This window comes from Cupriavidus sp. FW305-26 (assembly GCF_058787975.1).
Map to the genome: position 1 here is coordinate 13,988 of NZ_JBYTAH010000030.1, position 19,727 is coordinate 33,714.

The 19,727-nt window shown below is 65.6% G+C and carries 5 protein-coding genes; 3 read left to right on the forward strand and 2 right to left on the reverse strand.

Annotated features, from left to right (window positions below; translation table 11 throughout):
• Nucleotides 1–235: 235 nt before the first annotated feature.
• Entirely contained in the window at nt 236–772 is a 537-nt protein-coding gene (locus AC3WQZ_RS17465) for a DUF3016 domain-containing protein (RefSeq protein WP_492300936.1), read from the reverse strand.
• Nucleotides 721–945 (reverse strand): helix-turn-helix domain-containing protein, encoded by a 225-nt coding sequence (locus tag AC3WQZ_RS17470; protein ID WP_492300937.1) that lies wholly within the window; start codon nt 943–945, stop codon nt 721–723. Before AC3WQZ_RS17470 ends, AC3WQZ_RS17465 begins: the two co-directional genes overlap by 52 nt.
• A gap of 149 nt (nt 946–1,094) precedes the next feature.
• On the opposite strand from AC3WQZ_RS17470, the gene AC3WQZ_RS17475 reads away from it, so the two are divergent.
• From AC3WQZ_RS17475 to AC3WQZ_RS17485, 3 genes are read left to right on the forward strand one after another with little or no spacing between them, the layout of a single operon-like run.
• Nucleotides 1,095–9,029, forward strand: coding sequence for a SpvB/TcaC N-terminal domain-containing protein (locus AC3WQZ_RS17475; RefSeq protein WP_492300938.1), 7,935 nt, complete (start codon nt 1,095–1,097; stop codon nt 9,027–9,029).
• Between the two features lie 56 nt (nt 9,030–9,085).
• Nucleotides 9,086–9,445: a hypothetical protein gene (locus AC3WQZ_RS17480; RefSeq protein WP_143010648.1), complete on the forward strand. Its 360-nt coding sequence runs from the start codon at nt 9,086–9,088 to the stop codon at nt 9,443–9,445.
• Between the two features lie 49 nt (nt 9,446–9,494).
• A complete protein-coding gene (locus AC3WQZ_RS17485; protein WP_492300939.1) occupies nt 9,495–19,715 on the forward strand; it encodes a Tc toxin subunit A-related protein in 10,221 nt (3,406 codons plus the stop codon).
• Nucleotides 19,716–19,727 lie beyond the last annotated feature (12 nt).

Consider the following 19,727-nt stretch of genomic DNA (forward strand, 5'->3'; position numbering starts at 1 on the left):
GGTCTTCTCGGGGCGACCGCTTTTGACACTGTCATGAACGGGCCGCCACGAACGCGTCAGCCGCCCTGCCCGCGCTACCGGAGCGTCCACCCGATCCGGGCAAGAACGGCGGCGCGGCGCTGCCATCGAACCATTCGCCATTCTTTGCGCCGGCGCCTGAGCCCGCGATCAAGGCCGGGGTCGGCGCAATGAGCCTGGCCGTCTTGTCGGCGCTGGCGCAACGGAAGGCAGCCAATCAGGCGTGATCGCTCTGGCGCGCCGGGATCTTGCGTGTCACGGCTTCGTCGAACCAACGGTCCATCATCGCTTTCTCGTAGCGCAGCCTGTCGGTGGGACTGTAGACGTTGACACCCATATTGAAGGTCTGGTCGGCGATACGCTGCTCGCCCCTGCCGATCACGGCACCATCGCTGCCGCGTAGTTCATAGAGCAGCTTCATGTGCGGCCAGGTGACATCGCGCACCACGCGCAAGTCATAGCCGGGAAAACGCCACGGTTCGAAATGTCCGGCCAGGTCGACATCGAGCACTTCGATGTTCAGCGTATAGCCAGGCGGCAGGTGGCGGGCGGCCAGTTCGTGGAAGTGGGCGCGGATATCGTTCATCACCTGCGCCCTCTCCTTGTCGCTGCCGTACGCGCTGCGATAGGCGGCATCCGTGTATGTCTCGGGATGATTGAAGCTAAGGATCAGGGTTCCGGCCGGCGGCGCAGCAAGAGCGCTCAAAGCGAGGGGTGCCGCGCAGGCAGCCAGCAGACGGAGGGATCTGGCCATGGCAAGCTCCAGGACGGTAGTACGCTCCTTGATTCTAGACCGCCCCGATCGCTTCGGACCATCTGGCTGAGTGCAGGCTGAACCACCCCCAATTTTGCTGCTGCGCCCCTGAAGCTTTGCTCCCTCGCGATGCTTGCGAAGGCAGCAAGCTCATTCGGGTATCCGGGTGCCATCGAACCCGGGAATGTGCAGATCAGAGTTAAACGGCTCGCAGTTGCACTTTGGCCGCCGTCTTCTACGCTGCATCCATTGCAAGGGCCGCCTTCACGTGCGTCTCCGCGCAGGAGCCAAGAACAAAAGCATTACACCGGGAGCGCCTGTCATGATTCCAGGCACGGCAGCGAGCGAGGGTTCAGGCAACCAGGGGACTCAGGGTCAGGCTGCGCCGTCGATCTCGCTGCCCAGGGGCGGCGGCGCGATCCGCGGTCTCGGCGAGAAGTTCGGGGCCAACCCGGTCACCGGCACCGCTTCGATTTCGGTGCCGATCGCAACAAGCCCGGGCCGTTCGGGCTTTGGCCCCCAGCTTTCTCTGAGCTACGATTCAGGCGCGGGCAACGGTCCGTTCGGCTTCGGCTGGAACCTGTCGCTTCCTGCGATCACTCGCAAGACCGATCGGGGGCTTCCGACCTACCTCGACCATGTGGACGCACCCGACGTCTACATGATCTCTGGCACCGAGGACCTGGTCCCGGTGCTCACGAATGCGCAAGGGAAATGGGAGCGGGAGCAGTTGCCCGCGCGCACCGTCAATGGAATGACGTACCGGGTAGACCGTTTCCGGCCGCGCATCGAGGGCTTGTTCGCCCGCATTGAGCGCTGGACCAACCTCGCCGATGCGAGCGACGTGTTCTGGCGCTCCATTTCAAAGAGCAACGTCACTACCTGGTACGGCAGGACAGCCGAAAGCCGCATTGCCGATCCAGCGGACCCAAGCCGCGTCTTCAGCTGGTTGATCTGCCAGAGCCACGATGACAAGGGCAACGTCATTGTCTATGGCTACAAGCCCGAGGACTCGGCGCGGATTCTTGAGGACACGGCCGGCAACGGACTTGCCAGGGCACATGAGCGCAACCGCACGGATGCGTCCCGTTCCGCGCAGCGCTACCTCAAGCGCATTCGTTATGGCCATCGTTCGCCCTACTTCCCGATACTGGCGGACGATGCCCCCTGGCCCGAGCCCTCTGATTCGTGCGCGCGCGACGCAAGCAACGCCTGGCTCTTCGAGGTCGTCTTCGACTACGGCGAGCACGACGCCAGCGCGCCGACGCCCGTCGAAACGGGCACGTGGCCCGCGCGCCAGGATCCATTTTCCGCATACCGCGCCGGCTTCGAGTTGCGCACCTACCGGATCTGCCGGCGTGTCCTGATGTTCCACCACTTCCCGGGCGAAGCGGGTGTAGAGCGCGATTGCCTGGTGCGCTCCACCGACTTCAGTTATTCGGACGGCGCCCCCACTGACGTTCGCAACCCCATCTACGCGTTCCTGCGCGCGGTCACCCAGACCGGCTATCGTCGGCACAACGGCGGCTACGACCGGCGCAGCTTTCCGCCGTTGGAGTTCGAGTACACCGCGCCCGAGGTGCAGGATGTGGTGGAGGAAGTGGACCCGGAGAGCCTGGAGAGCGCGCCCATCGGCCTGGACGGCAGCAGCTACCGCTGGACCGACCTGCACGGCGAGGGGCTTGCCGGCATCCTCACCGAGCAGGCCGGGGCCTGGTACTACAAGCGCAATCTCAGCCCGATACCGGAAAGGCTGCCGGGCGGCCAGCAGGAAGTGAGGGCGAAGTTCGCGCCGCTCGAAGCCGTCGCCATGAAGCCCGGTGCCAGCTTGTCCGGCGGCGCGGAGTTCATGGACCTCGCCGGCGACGGCCAGCCCGACGTGGTTGTCATGGAAGGCGCCGCCTCCGGCCTGTACGAGCATGACGAGGCCGAAGGCTGGCAACCCTTCCGTCCTTTCGCCTCGCGCCTGAACCGCAATCTGCGCGATCCGAACCTCAGGTTCGTGGACCTGGACGGCGACGGCCGTGCCGACGTGTTGATCACCGAAGACAATGCCTTTGTCTGGCATGCCTTGCTCGGGGAAGATGGCTTCGGCCCGGCACGGCACGTCGCGCAGGCGCTCGATGAAGAGCAAGGCCCGCGCGTCATCTTTGCCGATGGCACCCAGTCGCTCTACCTGGCCGATCTCTCGGGCGATGGCCTGACCGACATCGTCCGCATCCGCAACGGGGAAGTCTGCTACTGGCCGAACCTGGGCTATGGCCGCTTCGGCGCCAAGATCACGATGGACAACGCGCCCTGGTTCGACCTTCCGGGCCAGTTCGACCATCGCTATCTCCGCCTGGCCGACATTGACGGCAGCGGCACCACCGACATCATCTACCTGCACCGCGATGGCGTGCGGCTGTACTTCAACCAGTCCGGCAACGGCTGGAGCCAGCCACACGTGCTGAAGGTGTTCCCGCGCATCGATGACCTGGCAAGCATCCTGGCCACCGACCTGCTCGGCAACGGCACCGCCTGCCTGGTCTGGTCATCGGCGCTGCCGGGCGACGCGCGGCGTTCGATGCGCTATGTCAACCTGATGGGCGGGCGCAAGCCGCATCTGCTGGTCAGGGCCGTCAACAACCTCGGGGCAGAGACGCGCGTCGACTACGCCCCCTCCACCAGGTTCTACCTGCAGGACAAGCGCGACGGAAAGCCGTGGATCACCCGGCTGCCGTTTCCGGTCCACGTGGTCGAGCGCGTGGAAACCTGCGACCATATCAGCCGCAACCGCTTCGTCACCCGCTACGCCTACCACCACGGCTATTTCGACGGCGAGGAACGAGAGTTCCGCGGCTTCGGGATGGTCGAGCAATGGGACACGGAGCAGTTCGCCGCCCTCGCCGGTGGCACTGTCCTGGCAGACAACATCGCCGCTGCATCGCACGTGCCGCCCGTGCACACCAAGAGCTGGTTTCATACCGGCGTCTACCTCGGTCGGGAACGCGTCTCGCGCCACTTCGAGAATGAGTATTTCCGTGAGCCCGGACTGACCGTCGAAACCGCGCGGCCGCTTCTGCTCGATGACACCATCGTCCCGCCTGGCCTGACCGTGGAAGAAGAGCGCGAAGCCTGCCGCACCCTCAAGGGCTCGATGCTGCGCCAGGAGGTCTATGCCGATGACGCCGACCACCCCGGCGCCACGCCGGATCAGGTCCAGCGCGCCCGTACGCCCTACACCGTCACCGAGCAGAACTTCAGCATCCGCGCTTTGCAGCCCCGTGGCGCCAATCGCCACGCCGTCTTCTTCACCTACCCCTGCGAGTCCCTCAGCTACCACTACGAGCGCAACCCAGCCGACCCGCGCATCCAGCACGCGCTGACGCTGGAGGTCGATGACTACGGCAACGTGCTCAAGCAAGCGGCTATCGGCTACGGACGCCGCGCTTCACCGCTGTCGACGCAGTGGGATCGCGAACGGCAGACAACATCGCTGCTCACCTACACCGAAAACCGTGTCACCAATGCCATTGAGTCATCCGACACGCGCCGTAACCCACTGCCTTGCGAGGCGATCACGTTCGAGCTGACGGGCTACGCCGCCACTGGTGCGGACGGTCGCTACCAAGCCACGGACTTCGTCGAGCCCGATCCTGCCGCTGCCGGCCGGCTACGCCACAAGGTCACCGCACCAGATGTCGCTTACGAGGCCACAGCCGCCGGCAGCCAGCGCCGCCGCCCGATCGAATGGCTGCGCACCCTCTACCGGCGCGACAATCTGAACGGCCTCTTGCCGCTCGGAGAATCGCAGTCGTTTGGCCTGCCCGGCGAAAGCTACAAGCTCGCCTTCACCCCAGGCCTGATCGAACAGGCCTTTCAGCGTCCGCGCCAAGGGCAGGCGGCCGAACCCCTGCTGCCCGATCCGGCGGCCGTCCTTGGCGGACAGGCCGGCAACCGGGGCGGTTACCTTCGAAGCCAGACCCTCAAGACGGACAGCCGCTTCCCCGCGAGCGACGCGGACGATCACTGGTGGACGCCCTCGGGGCAGGCCTTCTTCAGCACGGATCCTGCCGACAACGCCGCCACCGAACTGGCGCTGGCGCGGCAGCACTTCTTTCGGCCGCGTCGCTACCGCGACCCCTTCGGCCAGAACGCCTTCGTCGACTTCGACGCCCATGACCTGCTGATGGTCGAAACCCGCGACGCGCTCGGCAACCGCGTCACGGTGGACAGCAACGATTGCCGCGTCCTGCAGCCGCGCCTGGTCAGCGATCCCAACCGCAACCAGACCGAAGTCGCTTTTGACACGCTCGGCATGGTGGTCGGCACTGCCGTGATGGGCAAGCCGCTGCCCGCACAGATGGAAGGTGACACACTGGCTGGTTTTGTCACCGACCTCACGCAAGCTCAGCTCGACGGCTTTGGTGCTGCCGATCCGCACGCCGTCGCAGCCGCGCTGCTGAAAGACGCTACCACGCGCATCGTCTACGACCTCGACCGCTTCCGCCGCACGCGGCTGGCCCACCCCAACGACCCGACGAAGTGGCAGCCCGCCTGCGCCGCGACGCTCGCGCGCGAAACCCACGCGAGCAGCCCGCTGCCGCCCCAGGGCCTGAAGATCCAGCTCAGCTTCTCCTACTCCGACGGCTTCGGCCGTGAGATCCAGAAGAAGATCCAGGCCGAGCCGGGACCGCTGGATGTCAGCAACCTAGCCGCGCCCATCGTCAATCCACGCTGGGTTGGCAGCGGCTGGGCCATCTTCAACAACAAAGGCAAGCCGGTCCGCCAGTACGAGCCCTTCTTCAGCGCCACGCATGACTACGAATTCGGCATCATGGTCGGCGTCAGCCCGGTGCTGTTCTACGACCCGGCCGAGCGTGTCATCGCGACGCTGCACCCGAACCACACCTACGAGAAGGTGGTATTCGACCCCTGGCAGCAGACCACCTACGACGTCAACGACACCTGTGCCGCGCGCAACGCCCAGACCGGTGACCCTCGCACCGACGCTGATATCCGCGGCTACGTCGCCGAGTTCTTCAAGGCCCCGCCAGCCAATCCCGCGCAGCCTTGGCAAACCTGGTATGTACAACGCATTGGCGGCGCCCTGGGAGCGGACGAGCGTAACGCTGCCCAACGGGCTGCAGCACATGCCGACACGCCCACCACCGCGCATTTCGATGTGCTCGGCCGCCCCTTTCTCACCGTGGCGCGCAACCGCGTCGTGTGCCTCGGTCACGACCTCGACGGCGGCGAGGACAGCTTCGCCACCCGCGTCGAGCTGGATATCGAAGGCAACCAGCGCGCCATGCGCGACGCCATCCGGCAGGCGGGCGACCCGCTCGGTCGCATCGTCATGCGCTACGCCTACGACATGCTTGGCAACCGCATCCACCAGCTCAGCATGGAAGCCGGCGCGCTCTGGATGCTCAACGAGGTGGGCGGCAAACCCATCCGAGCCTGGGACAGCCGCGGCCACAACTTCACCACTGGCTACGACTTGCTGCGCCGCCCCGTCGAGCAGACCGTGCGCGGCACGACCAACGAGTCCGATCCGCGCACCCTGAATCGCGAGATCCTGGTCGACAAGATCGAGTACGGGGAGACACTGGGCAACGCCGAAGTGCTCAACTTGCGCACCCGCATTTATCGCCACTTCGATTCGGCCCACGTCGCGACCAATGCGCGAGTGGATGCCAACAGCAATCCGACCGATGCGTACGACTTCAAGGGCAATTTGCTGTACAGCACGCGGCAACTGGTCAGCGACTACACCGCCATCCCCGACTGGCTGCGCGACCCGAAGCTCGACGTCGAAACCTTCGAGGCCGGCACCTGTTACGACGCACTCAACCGTCCCACCCAGTCCATCGCGCCGCGCAGCAGCTTGGGGCGCGGCAAGTTCAACGTCATCCAGCCGGTGTTCAACGAGGCCAACCTGCTGGAGCGGGTGGACGTGTGGCTGGAACGCGCTGCCGAACCTGCTGCACTACTCGACCCGGCCAACGAGGCCCCATCGCTGGTCGGCGTCGCCGACATCGACTACGACGCAAAGGGCCAGCGCCTGCTCATCGACTACAAGAACGGCGCCAGCACCTTCTACCGCTACGACCCGCTCACCTTCCGCCTCACCCAACTGCTGACCAAGCGCAAGGCGGCGGACTTCCCTGGCGACGATCCGCAGCAGCCCGGTGCCGGCTGGCCGGGCAAGCAGGTGCAGAACCTGCACTACACCTACGACCCGGCCGGCAACATCACCCACATCCAGGACGACGCGCAGCAGACCATCTACTTCCGGAACAAGCGCGTCGAACCGAGCAACGACTACGTCTACGACGCCCTCTACCGCCTGATCCAGGCCACCGGCCGCGAACACCTCGGTCAATTGGCAAGCGGCGAGCGAAAGCCGCCAACGGCACCCGATGGATCCAACGCCTTCCACACAGGACTCGACCACCCCGGCAACGGCAACGCCATGGGCACGTACATCGAGCGCTATGTGTACGACGCCGTCGGCAACTTCCTGCAAATGCAGCATCGCGGCAACGACCCGGCGCATCCGGGCTGGACACGCGCCTACGACTATCTCGAAGCCAGTCTGATCGAAGACGGCAACGGCGGTGCGCTGCTCAAGACCAGGAACCGCCTGACCCGTACCACGTTGAACCCGGCGGGTAACACGCCGCAGCCGGAAACCTACCTGCACGACGTTCACGGCAACATGCTGCGCATGCCGCACCTGGGCGGCGGCCTGCTCGGGCCCAACATGCACTGGGACTACAAGGATCAGTTGCGCCAGACCGACCTGGGCGGTGGCGGCGCGGCTTGGTACGTCTACGACGCCTCAGGCCAGCGCGTGCGCAAGGTGTGGGAGAAAGCGCCGGGCCTTGCCGAAGAGCGCATCTACCTCGGCGGCTTCGAGATCTTCCGCAAGCACGTCGGCCCCATTGACGCCAACACCGCCACCCTGGAGCGCGAGACGCTGCACGTGATGGACGACAAGCAGCGCATTGCGGTGGTGGAGACGCGGACCTTTGACTCGGCGGGCGGCGACCACGCACCCCGGCAACTGATCCGCTACCAGTTCGGCAACCACCTCGGCTCAGCCAGCCTGGAACTGGATGAACAGGCGCAGATCATTTCCTACGAGGAATACGCACCCTACGGTAGTTCGACCTATCAGGCCGTACGCAGCCAGACCGAGACAGCGAAACGGTATCGGTATACCGGCAAGGAGCAGGATGAGGAGAGCGGGTTGTACTACCACGGGGCGAGGTATTACGCGCCGTGGCTCGGGCGATGGACGGCCTGCGATCCGGCAGGCGAGGAGGAGGGTCCCAACCTCTACCAATACTGCTTCGGCAATCCGACGGGCTTCGTCGATCCTGACGGCCAGAGCGGCAAAAAGCTCGCCATTGTCATGCACAATGAATCCAAGCCGGCGGGAAAGGAACTCCCCCGACCTAAGGAGCCCATAAAGCCCCAGAAGCCGACGATCAAAGCCCCCGGAAAAAATGCTTCAGATAAAGAGAAGGCGAAATACGAAAAAGATAAGAACAAAGCTGAGAAAGCATTCGTGGAAAGCATGAAAAAGTATGAAGAAGCAAAAAAGAAATATTCTTCTGATTTTAAAAAATACGAAGCAAATAAAAAGTTGTGGAGTGCTTATCGTCAGTCTCAAAACGAGTATAAGGCGTCTGAGGCCGCGTTGAAAGCCGAAGGCTATGATGTCGTGCAAGTCGATTCCGGCAAAGCGTTACTCGATGCACTCAAGAACGCCGGGTCGATCAAGGAACTCGTGGTCCTATCGCATGGCACACCCTTTGGACTGGGCGGTGAAGGACCTGGCGCCGGCCTATACACCGACAAGCCGCCGGGCGGTGCCACGTTCGACGCCAAGCGTGCGGCCAAACTTTCAGACTTGGAGAAAATGATCAATGACAAGAAGATCGCGTTCGAAAAGGACGCGACCATTGTCTTGGGAATGTGCAGAACCGCTGGCGGCAAAGAAGGTACGCATGTCGGTTCGTCCACATGGACCGGACCGATTGAGGATACCTTCGCTTATCGGCTAGCAAAAATTACTGGCCTTGAAGTCTTCGGCAGCGAAGGTGTTTCATCATATGGCGACGACAAGCGAACATCGACGCCATTGCGCCGTAGCGACATTGGCTGGCATCGATTCACGCAACAGAACAACACCATAAAAACGGAAAGCTTGAAAGGAAAATATTTGAATGTCGTGACTCGCAAAACGAGCGAGAAGCCGTAATGAAATTCCGACTATTGCTCGCATCCTAATCTATACAGATTTGTGAACGGAAATGTATGAAACCAGTTCCTCGCGAGTTCTTTATCGGCCCGATGGACTTTTTCTCCATCCTGCTGCCGGGCGCGCTGCTCACCTGGCTGCCCGAGGGGACAGGCATCGGCATAGGACCGGGCAAGACTTTCATTGGTTCTGAACCGGGCAACATCCCCAAGGCAGGCCTCGTTGATCCGTTTGCTGGACCATCAAACGAACTGCCGGACTTTAGTCTGGGTCCGGCGATAGCGGTCTGGCCTCCCCCTCCAAGCCCACTACATCAACTCAGGGCCCTTGCTGAGCGCCTTGCTGTGCCTCTGGTCGACCGCGCTTGGCAAATGCTGTGGGGCTCCGGGCCCCAAACGAATACGGCTTCGCCGTGACGTTCTGCGGAACACGCGGATCGGTGAAGTGTTATAGGGGGAATGCGTCATGCCACAAGTCATCCTCGTCCGCCTCGTGCCAATGAAGCCGACCAGCGGCGCCAGTTTCACGAGCTATCTCAACAACCTGACGATTCGTGCGTTCGACCTGTCGTTCGGCAACTCCACCGATGGCACGCTGGTCGCGCAGGCACAGGGCGCCTGGATCCCGAATACGGGCATCAATGCGGTTGGCCCGGCATTCAATCCCGCCAACCAGCGGATCGTGCAGCACTTCTCCGTATATCCGGTGCAGGTGAACCCATTGCCCGCCCCGCCATTCCCGGACGTACGCCTTGAAGCGGTGGCGACGGCGATCATCGAGCTGAACCCGCCCGCGGCGGAGTTCAACACGACCGATCTGCGCCTCGAGATCAAGCAGGGCACGCAACTCGTTGCCTACGAGCGGCTCGACTTCAACGTGAAGGTCGAGCCGAACGCACCGCTCTCGAACAATCCGCTGACCTACATCGGCGTCGATCCCCCCGCGGTCGTGCTGACGCTGCCGGACCCCGCGGTCGCGCTCGATCCGAATGCCGCCTTCGTTGAGCTGCCGCCCGACGGCACGCCGCCCAAGTTCGTGCCGCTGCGCAATGCGATCAACAAGGTGCTGGCGCAGGACCCGGGCGGCGGCGCCACGCTCGCTAACCGGAGCCCGCTGACCGCGGCGCAGTCGCGCCAGGTCTCGCGCGAGATCATCTGGAACCGCCAGATCGCGCCTCCGCCTGAGCGGCCGAACAACCGCCGGCTCGAGGACATGTATACGCGCCCGCCGACCGACACGTCGTGGAGCGCCGACGAGCGCGACAAGGCGGACATGGACCGGAAGCAGTATGAAGCCAGCCTGCTCGGGTATTACGCACTACAGAACGCCAACGCGGATCGCCTGGCGCAGTACGTCTTCGCCGCGTCAGCCGCGGTGTGGTCCGGACAGCAGAGCGCGAACCCCGGACGCGTTGGCCTGCGCTTCCCGGTGGAACCCGGCCCTCCGCCGGCCCCGGGCGCAACGTTCCGTCGGGCAGACGTCGTGATCGTGAACGATGGCGGGCTGGTCCTGGATTTCCAGGTTCCTGCCGAATACTTCTATGCGCTCTCGGCGGTCCTGGCGACGAACGTCACCGCCCAGGAGCGCTACCGGATGGCCACCGACGATGACGAATCGCGCATCGTTGCGTCCATCAAGGCCGCGCTGGACGCCAATATCATCGCCGCCCCGGCCACGACGCCCGAAAACGCGGCGCGCCGGCTCGCCGCAATCGGCCGGGGCCGCGTGCAGCGCGCCCCGCTCTGTCCGCTCAACGCCAACGTGAACGCGCTGGTCACGGCATGGCTGGCCCAGATGGTGCCGTCGATCGACCCGTTCTGGCAACCGAGCCCGTTCCCGGCCGCGCTGGTACCCGGGCACCTCGACCTGGTGCTCGCCGTCATCACGCAGCAGACTGCGGTCACGCCGGCATCGGCCGCGCTGATCGCCGCGATCAAGGGCATCCCGGTCGCCAACGTGGCCCAGCTCAAGGCACGCACGGTCCAGCAGTGGCACGCCTTCTTCCTCCCCGCCAACGTTGGCCTGCTTCCGGACTTCACCAACCCTGGCACGCCCGCGGAGCGGGTCGAGGCGTTCATCCGCCAGTTGCGGAAGTATTTTGAAGTGCTGTCGATCGCGCCGGCGCCGTCTGTGGGCGCGATCGCAAACGCGCAGTCGATTCCGCTCGCCGCCGGCGATCCCTTCGCTGCGTTCCTCGCGGCCGCCCCCGGCTTTGCATTTCCGGTGGCGAACTGGGGCGCGCCCGCCATCGTGAACGCGCTGCAGGCCGTGTTCCCCAGCGATGCGGCCGCGCAGGCGTGGCTGCTTGACGCGCTCAAGACCATCGACGAGCTGCTGCGCGCGACCACCGGTGTCGGGCCGGCGGCGCTGCAGTTCTCCTTGCTCGAAGCGCTCTACGCGCGCGGATTCACCTCGCGGGCGCAAATCCAGGCGCTGTCAGCCGCCGAGTTCGAGTACGCGCTGACGGGAACGGTGGCCTATCCATTTGCCGCGGCAATCCAGGCCGCGGCCGGCGGCGCGACGGGCGCTGCACCGCCGGCGCTTCCCGGTCCGTTCACGCCAGTCAATCCGGACGGATCGCTCATCAACTGCATCCCGCCATGGCACCTGTCGCCGCTCGGGCCGGTGACGTATCTGCAGGATCTGCTCGCGACCGGCATCGGCGCCACATGCGAGCATCCGGCGGCAACCGGCGCCACGCTCGCCGACCTGGTCGCGCCGCGCCGTGGTGCGCTCGGCAGCCTTCACGCCACCGCCGCAAACGTCCACACCACGCTGCCGCTGATCGATATCGTCAATGAGAACCTCGAGGACCTCGCCGACAACGGCGCTCCTGGCGTCGTCTATGACACCAGCGCCACGACGCTGGGCGGGCACGCGCTAAGACCTGCCGACGCGGACGACGGCACCGGGCACGCGCCGAATACCCTGTTCGCCGCGCTGCCGGAGCATTCGACGCCGGCAACGCCAGTGAAGAAGCCCGGCGCCTATGTGAAGCTCGCCGGCGATTTTTCCTCGCCGCTGCTGCCCTACTCGCAGCCGCTCGACATTTCGCGCACTTACCTGTGCGGCATGGGAACGTCGCGGTTCGCGACCATGCGCGCGTTCCGCGAAGAGATCACCGAGTTCGCGATCGACGCGAAGCAGGAGGCGGCGGACTTCCAGAAGCATCTGTGGCGGTATCCGGTGCGGATCGAGCTGGCAATCGAGTACCTGCGCCTGTCCCCGGACGAGTACCAGACGCTGTACGTCGATCCAATCGGCCCGGCCGACCTGCTCAAGATGTACGGCTTCCCGTCGGCCACGATCAACGGGGTCGACTGGAAGTCGATCGTCGTGCATGTGCCGGAGTTCCTCAGGCGCACAGGGCTGGATTACTGCGAGTTCCTCGAGCTTTGGAAAGCCAGGTTTGTCGAGTTTGAACGGCAACCGGCCGCGTCAGGGACCGCTGCCGGGCGGACCACGGGCGCCACGGGGACGACGCCGAATGCCGGATTCCCGGATTGCGAACCGTGCTGCCCGGAAGATCTCGTCATCCAGTTCGTCAATCCGCAGGCGCCTGAAGATGCGCTGCGGCGGCTGATCGTCTTCATCCGCCTGTGGCGATCGCTCAGGTGCCTGCCCGGCGCGGGCTACAGCTTTGCGGATCTGCGCGACATCAGTCTGGTGCTCGGCCTGTTCCAGGGTGCGAACGTCAACCCGGTGTTCATCCGCCAGCTGGCCGCCTTCCAGATCCTGCGAGACGACTGGCGGCTCGCGCTGGGCACCGACCCGGACGCGGCACCGGACGCAACCGGATCGGCTCGCACACGCCTGCTTGGCCTGTGGGCCGCCGCGCCCGCCGCGTCGTTCGACTGGGCCGTGGACCATCTGCTCGGGCGTATCGAGGACCGCGCCGAGCGCGAGCACGCGCCCGGCCGGCGTCCGGGCAGCCACCGCCGCCATCGTCCGCCCGAGTTCATCAAGATCCTGCGCGACAACCTCGACACGCTGTCGCTGCTGAGCGGCTTCGATCCGGTCGCGAGGCCGTGGAATGCACAACCGTCGGGCACCCTGCGCTTCACGGAAATCCTGGCCAAGGTCTATGGCTCGTGGTTCACCACCGGCGAGCTGCTGTACCTGTTCTCGGTCGACCAGCATCTCGACGGCGACGATCCCTTCTGCCAGCAGGACAAGAATGAAGCGCTCGATCAGCCGTTCGACTTCCCGGAGGAAGGGCATCCGCACGACCTGTGGTGCCTGCGGCGCAAGCTGCTGGACGTCCACGCAACGGAAGAGGAAATCGCCGCGCTGACCTGGACCGCTCTCGTCACCGCGATGCGGACCGACTTCGGGTACGAGCCTGCGCCGGGCACCGATCCGCTGCGCGAGCTTGGGGAGCATTTCTTCCCAGGAATGCTTGCTGACGCGGGATTTCCGGTCAGTCCGCAGGCGCGCCAGTATCGCTCAGCCCTCGGGGCCACCGTCGCGAGCATGTGGAACCACCCGCATCCCGGACCGTTCCAGTACGATGCCGTCGCCAAGGAATTGGCGACGTCCCTGCCGCTTCTCGACCAGGACGTGCTGTTCAAGCTCAATGCGATCGAACAGTTGACGGACGCCGAGCGCAAGGCGGTGCAACAATTGTACTTCGCCCCGCGTGCCGAGCTCGCGCGGTTCTCGTTCCTGTTCCCCAGCCTCGCCGCCGCTGAACAAGCGCTGGTCCAGGAAGCGGATGAGACCCGGCGCTGGGAATACTTCCGCTGCGCGTTCGTGGAGTTCTCACGCCGCGCGCACATCGTCGCGGAGCACCTTGCCGCACATGTGGGCTACGCCTCCGACGGCACCGACGCGGAAGCCGATCTGGCGTGGCTGATCCTCCGCCGCCTGCTCGGCGACGAGAACAAGGCAGCGTCGGCGTGGGAGCAGGATAACGGCAAGCCGCCCGCCAGCTTCTCATGGCCGTTGCCAGCGGGCGGTGCCTTTGCCGCCCTGACCGGCCTTACCGGCACCGGACTGCTCGGCGAGGTGAAAGGCGCGAGCGGGAGTTCATGGCCCGAACTGCGCGGACCGATGACGGCGTTCTCGCAGGCGGGCAACGCCTGGAATGCGCCGCTTCCCGGGGTCGTGCCGGACCTGGATTTCACGCTGCCGCCGGCGGCACTGAAGTTCGCCGTATTGCGCAACGGCCTGGCGATCCGCGAGTCAGACGGGCAGCCGCTGGCGGGCGCCGAAGGCTACACCGCACGCTGGACCGGCGTGCTCATCGTCGAGACATCGGGCACGTACACATTCTTCGCCGGCGCACCGGCACCGGACTGCGATGCGCCCGATTTCGAGGCGTGCAGCCACAACAAATGGCGCGTCAATCTGCGGCGCGGCCAGAAGACGTTCCGACTGCTGAACTACGGTTGGGCGGACGAGCCGGCGGCGGACCGTGCGTCCGGCCCGCTGCATCTGAAGCGCGGCGCCTACTTCATCGATATCGACTTCGAGGAATCGCCACCCGAGTTCGACGAGAAGCAGGAGCTGGCGCGCGCCCGCACCGGCTTCACGGTGAAGTACCAGGGCCCGGACACCGATGACTGCATTGCGGAGCTGCCGGCCGAGCGCCTGTATCGCGATGTCTCACCGGGTGAGCTGACCAGCGCGCAGGCGGCGGTGCCGTCGGCAAAGGCGTATCTGGCCCTGCAGTACACCAGCAGCCTGCGCGACATCCGCCGCACCTACCAGCGCGCATTCAAGGCGCTGCTGTTCTGCCACCGGCTGCGACTGTCGGCACGCCTGGTGGCGCGGGCAAACGTTTCCGAGGCCGAGTACATGCTGTCGTCGCCAGGCCTGTTTGCCGGCTTCACCTACGTTCCCGGCACCCCGTATACATCGCACCGCGCGTATCTGGACTTCAATTTCCTGCCGGTTGGCGACACCTACAATGGCGATCCGGAGCGCAAGCCACCGGCGCCGCTCGACCAGCGCGCGACGCCGTCGGTCAAGCGCCGGCAGGCGCTCTTCGACTGGTTCGAGCGCGTCCATGACTACACGGTGATGCGGCGGGCGGTCCAGCAACGGGCTGAGCGCCTCGCGTGGCTCTGCTTCGTCGAGGCGTCGAACCAGCAGCCCGCCGATCCCGTGCCGCTGCTGATGGACCTTGGCGTCGACATGGATCATGCCGCGCTTGTCCTCGAATTCCACGACGGCGTATCCGTCGATTGGGCGAGGCTGTCGGACGATCGCTGGGCAATCCGCGTCTGGCATGCCGCGTCGTGGGTGAGGCGGCTGCTGAAGGCGTTCGTTCCGCGCGACCTCGCCCAGGCACAGCCCGATGCCTGGGCAGCGAGCGCGCCGGCGGCAATGGCCAGCGGCAACGCGAACCTGACAAGGTTCTACCGCGACGGCATGATCGAGCGCGGCAACCCGCTGCGTTACGCCGACATCGAGCACCTCAACAACCTGCTGCGCGAGCGGGGACGCACCGCGCTGGTCGCGTATCTCACCGGAATGAACCGGGTCCCGCTTCCGTTTGTGCCAGGCGGGTTCGCGACGTCGGCGAAGGATCTCAGCGCGTTGTTGCTGGTCGACGTCGATGCTGGCATTTGCCAGAAGATCAGCCGCATTGAAGAGGCGGTTACGGCGGTGCAGTCGTTCGTGGAACGCGCACGCCTGGCGCAGGAGCCGACCTTCGTGGTGACCCCGGCGTTTGCGTCGGCATGGGACAGGCTTTTTGTGACCTTCCACATCTGGCAGGCCTGCCGCCGCCGCACGCTGTACCAGGAGAACTACGTCGAGTGGACCGAGCACGAACGCGCGCTCCAGGCCGAAGCGTTCCGCTTCCTCGAATCCGAATTGCGGCGCGCCACCTTGACCGCGCCGCAACCCGGCGGCATGGAGTACTGGCCCGGACCCTACTGGCCGGCCCATCCGTCACTGACCGCGCTGCAGCATCGCGACCCGTCGCATCTGAAGCAGGTGCCGCAGCCCGAGAACCTCGGGCTGATGGGGCGGCCCGAGCGCCACGCGAGACCCAGCTGGCTGGCGCCGTCGCAGCTCCAGCTGTCTGCCGGCCCGACCCCGGGCACGACGAACAATGTCCCGGGGGCCGCTCGCGGCATGCTCGCCGCTACGGTGCCTGCCAACGCGTCCACAGGAACACCGCCCGGCGCTGAGTCTCCGCAGCTTCCGCTCTGGCTGCAGGCGGCGGTCCGCCTCGGCACGCGGTTCCTGCGCATTGCCGCTGCCGGGGAGCCGCCCGCCACGTCGGCGTTCATGCTGCCGGAGACGTCGGGCTCGGTGTGCTGTGCCGAGTGCGGACGCGTGCATGCGCCGGTCATGGACGAGTACTACTTCTGGCTGGTGAACTCCGAGTACTACGATCCGGGTGTTCTGAATCCCGCCGATCCATCCTTGTTCCAGGACCCGGACTGGGGTGTCGTGCCGCCCGACATGACCTCGGACTGGCATCGCCGTGACCGCCTGCCGCAGCTGCTGGCCTGGCCGCCGCGGCCGATGGTGAAGCTCGCATGGTGCCGCGTGCATAACGGAGAATTCCAGACCCCGCGCATCACCGACGACGGCGCGCATGTCAATCCTGCCGGCGGCGAGCCACAGCTCGAATTCCTGGGCCGCGAGGTTGACTCCCTTCGGTTCCGGATCACGAACGCGGCAGCGCTCCCGCCGGGCCATACGGACCCGTCGCCGTGGGGCTTCCGCTACGACATTACGCCGGATACCGCCGTCGTAACGCCCGAGGTGATCGCGACGCCCCTGGCGCCGGCACCGCTCGCTCCATTGCTGCAGGCATATCCGTTCTTCGTCTATTTCACCTCCGGCGCCCCGCTTGAGCCTTCGCTCTACTCGACCGCGATGACGGTCGCCGGAACGCTGCGCGCCCACTGCCGCTTCGAGGCAGCCCTGAAATGGTACGAGCTCTACTTCGCGCCTGGCGACAAGGACCTGCGCTGGGCGACCTGCCGCACGCCGCAGCCGCCGTCGACCGGGACGATCCCCGGGACCAACGTTCCCGGTGGCTCGAACGAGCCAAATCCGAATACCCCGGCCAATCCCCCACAGCCCGCTGGCCGCGGCATTGCCGCAGCATCGACCCCGCGCGCGGCGGCGTCGACGCGCGGTCGCATGCGCACCGGCCAGGATCCGTGCTGCGACACACTGGTGAGGACGGAGCTTGCGTCCCGGCAGCGAAGCGTCGTCCTGGCGTATCTCGAGACGCTGCTTCAGCATGCGCAGGCGGCAATGTGCCGGCATTCCCCCGAGGGCTACGCCATGGCGCGGCTGCGCCTCGACACGCTCTCGAGATTCCTCGGCGAGCGGCCGCGCACGATCTTCGGCCAGGATGATGGCGCCAAAGCGCAGACGGTAACCGCGTTTATCCCGCGGTTCGCCCCGCTCAACCCGCGCCTGATGGAGATCTACGACCGCGTCGCCGACCAGCTGGACGCCCTGCACCGCTGCCTGACGAAGGCGCGGCTGGCGGGCGGCGTCCCCAATCTGGATACCTCATATTGGGGCGACAATCCGGTGCGGCGCGGATGGAAGACCGCGGCCGCGAACTGCCTTGACGACGACGGCTGCTGCTGTCCGCCCAGCCCGTACCGCTTCCCCTTCCTCATCCAGCGCGCGGTGGAGACGGCGAACGAGGTCCGCACGTTTGGCGCCGAGCTGCAGGCCGCATTCGAGAAAGGGGATGCCGAGTTCCTCGCGGCCATGCGTGCCGCGCACGAACGCCAGCTCCTCAACCTGACCGAGGAGATCCGCCGCATGGAATTCCGCGAAGCGGACTGGCAGGTGCAGGCACTGCAGAAGACCAAGCAGGGGGCGCAGGCGCGGCGGCAATATTACAGCGACCTGATCGCGAATGGGTTGATCCCGAAGGAGCAGGCCTACCAGAACCTGACCGGCGTTTCCATGACCACGCGCGCCGCCGGCAACATCGTGGAAGGTGTCGGCCAGGTCATGAACCTGATTCCGGACAATACGACCGGCGTTGCCGGGATCGCGTCCACCCCGGTGTCGGTGTTCCAGATGCCGATCGGCACCAAGCTGGCCCACGCGTTCGCCGCGGCCGCCAGGATTCTCTACACGGTTGCCGATATCAACGGCACGCAGGCCGGCCTGGCACTGACCGAGGGTGGATGGGACCGTCGCGAGGCGGACTGGATCCTCCAGGTCACGGTGCTCGATATCGAGATCCAGCAGATCGAGCGGCAGATCCTTGGCGCCGAGCGGCGCCGCGGCGTGGCGCTGCGCCAGTTGAACAACCTGGTGCAGCAGAAGCAGCAGGCGGCGGAGCTGCAGGACTTCCTGCGCGACAAGTTCACCAATCACGCGCTCTACCTGTTCCTGCAGCAGGAGACAGCGGCGCTGCACCACCAGATGTTCGAGATCGCCTGGTGCTGGGCACGCCAGGCACAACGCGCGTTCCAGCTGGAACGCGAGCTGACCACGCAGACGCAACTGCCACCGGATATCTGGGACGGTCTGCACGAAGGCCTGCTGGCCGGCGAGCGGCTGTCGACGTCGCTGCGCGCAATGGAAAAGGCGTACTACGACCAGAACCGGCGCGAGCAGGAGCTGGTGACGCGGCTGTCGCTGCGGATTGATTTTCCGCTCGCGTTCCTGCAGCTGAAGGCGACAGGCATGTGCGAGATCGAGATTCCCGAATGGCGCCTCGACCGCGAATACCCCGGACACTACCTGCGCCGCGTCAAGAGCGTCAGCCTGACCATCCCCTCTGTCGTGGGCCCTTACACGGGCGTGCACTGCAAGCTGACGCTGCTGAGCAGCGCGACCCGCATCGAGCCCACGCTGCTCGACGTCGAAGACTGCTGCCCTGGCGAATGCACCTGCGGCTGCTGCGAGCGCCGGCGCTACGAGGCGACCAGGGATGATCCGCGCATCGTGAAGCGCTATGGCGCAACCGAAGCGATCGCAACTTCCACCGGGCAGAACGACTCGGGGCTGTTCGAGCTCAATTTCCGCGACGAGCGCTACCTGCCGTTCGAATACGCCGGGGCGGTCAGCCGCTGGCGCATCGAGCTGCCCATCGAGACCAACGCGTTCGACATTGACACGGTAAGCGACCTGATCGTCCAGTTGAGCTACACCGCTCGCGAAGGCGGAGCGCTGCTGCGCAAGGCAAGCTGGGCCGCCGCGTCCTGCCTGCTGCCCGGCGCGGGGCTGCGCTTCTTTGACTGGAAGCAGGACTTCGCCGATGCGTGGCAGCGGTTCAAGGCAGCCGTGCCGGCGGCAGGAATGCCCGGCTGCACGCGTGCGCTCACGCTGCGCATGAGCCGCGGCATGTTCCCGTACCTGCCGGGCCAGCGGCCGGTGCGCATGCGCCGCGTCGAACTGTGGTTCGAGGCCCAAGGCTGCAGCGGCGCGCGCAACCATGAGATCGAGTTCGTGCCAGATCGCGACTGCGCATGCGAGGACGACGGCGAAGCGTGCTGCGACCGCTTCTTCCTGACCTGCGTGGCCAGCGAGGATTGGCCGTGCCTCTTCCATGGTGTGATCGAGTACCCGTTCCCGTACCTGAGCGACGAGCGACCGGTCGTGATCGGCGACTTCCTGTTCCCGGAAGACGCCGGTGTGGTACACCGTGCCTATCTGGTGTGCTCGTACGAGGCCGGTCCGCCGGAACGCTGCTTGCCGAAGCTGCCGGCTTGCGACGGCGACTGCATGACGGTCCGTTGAAGTAATGCCCGT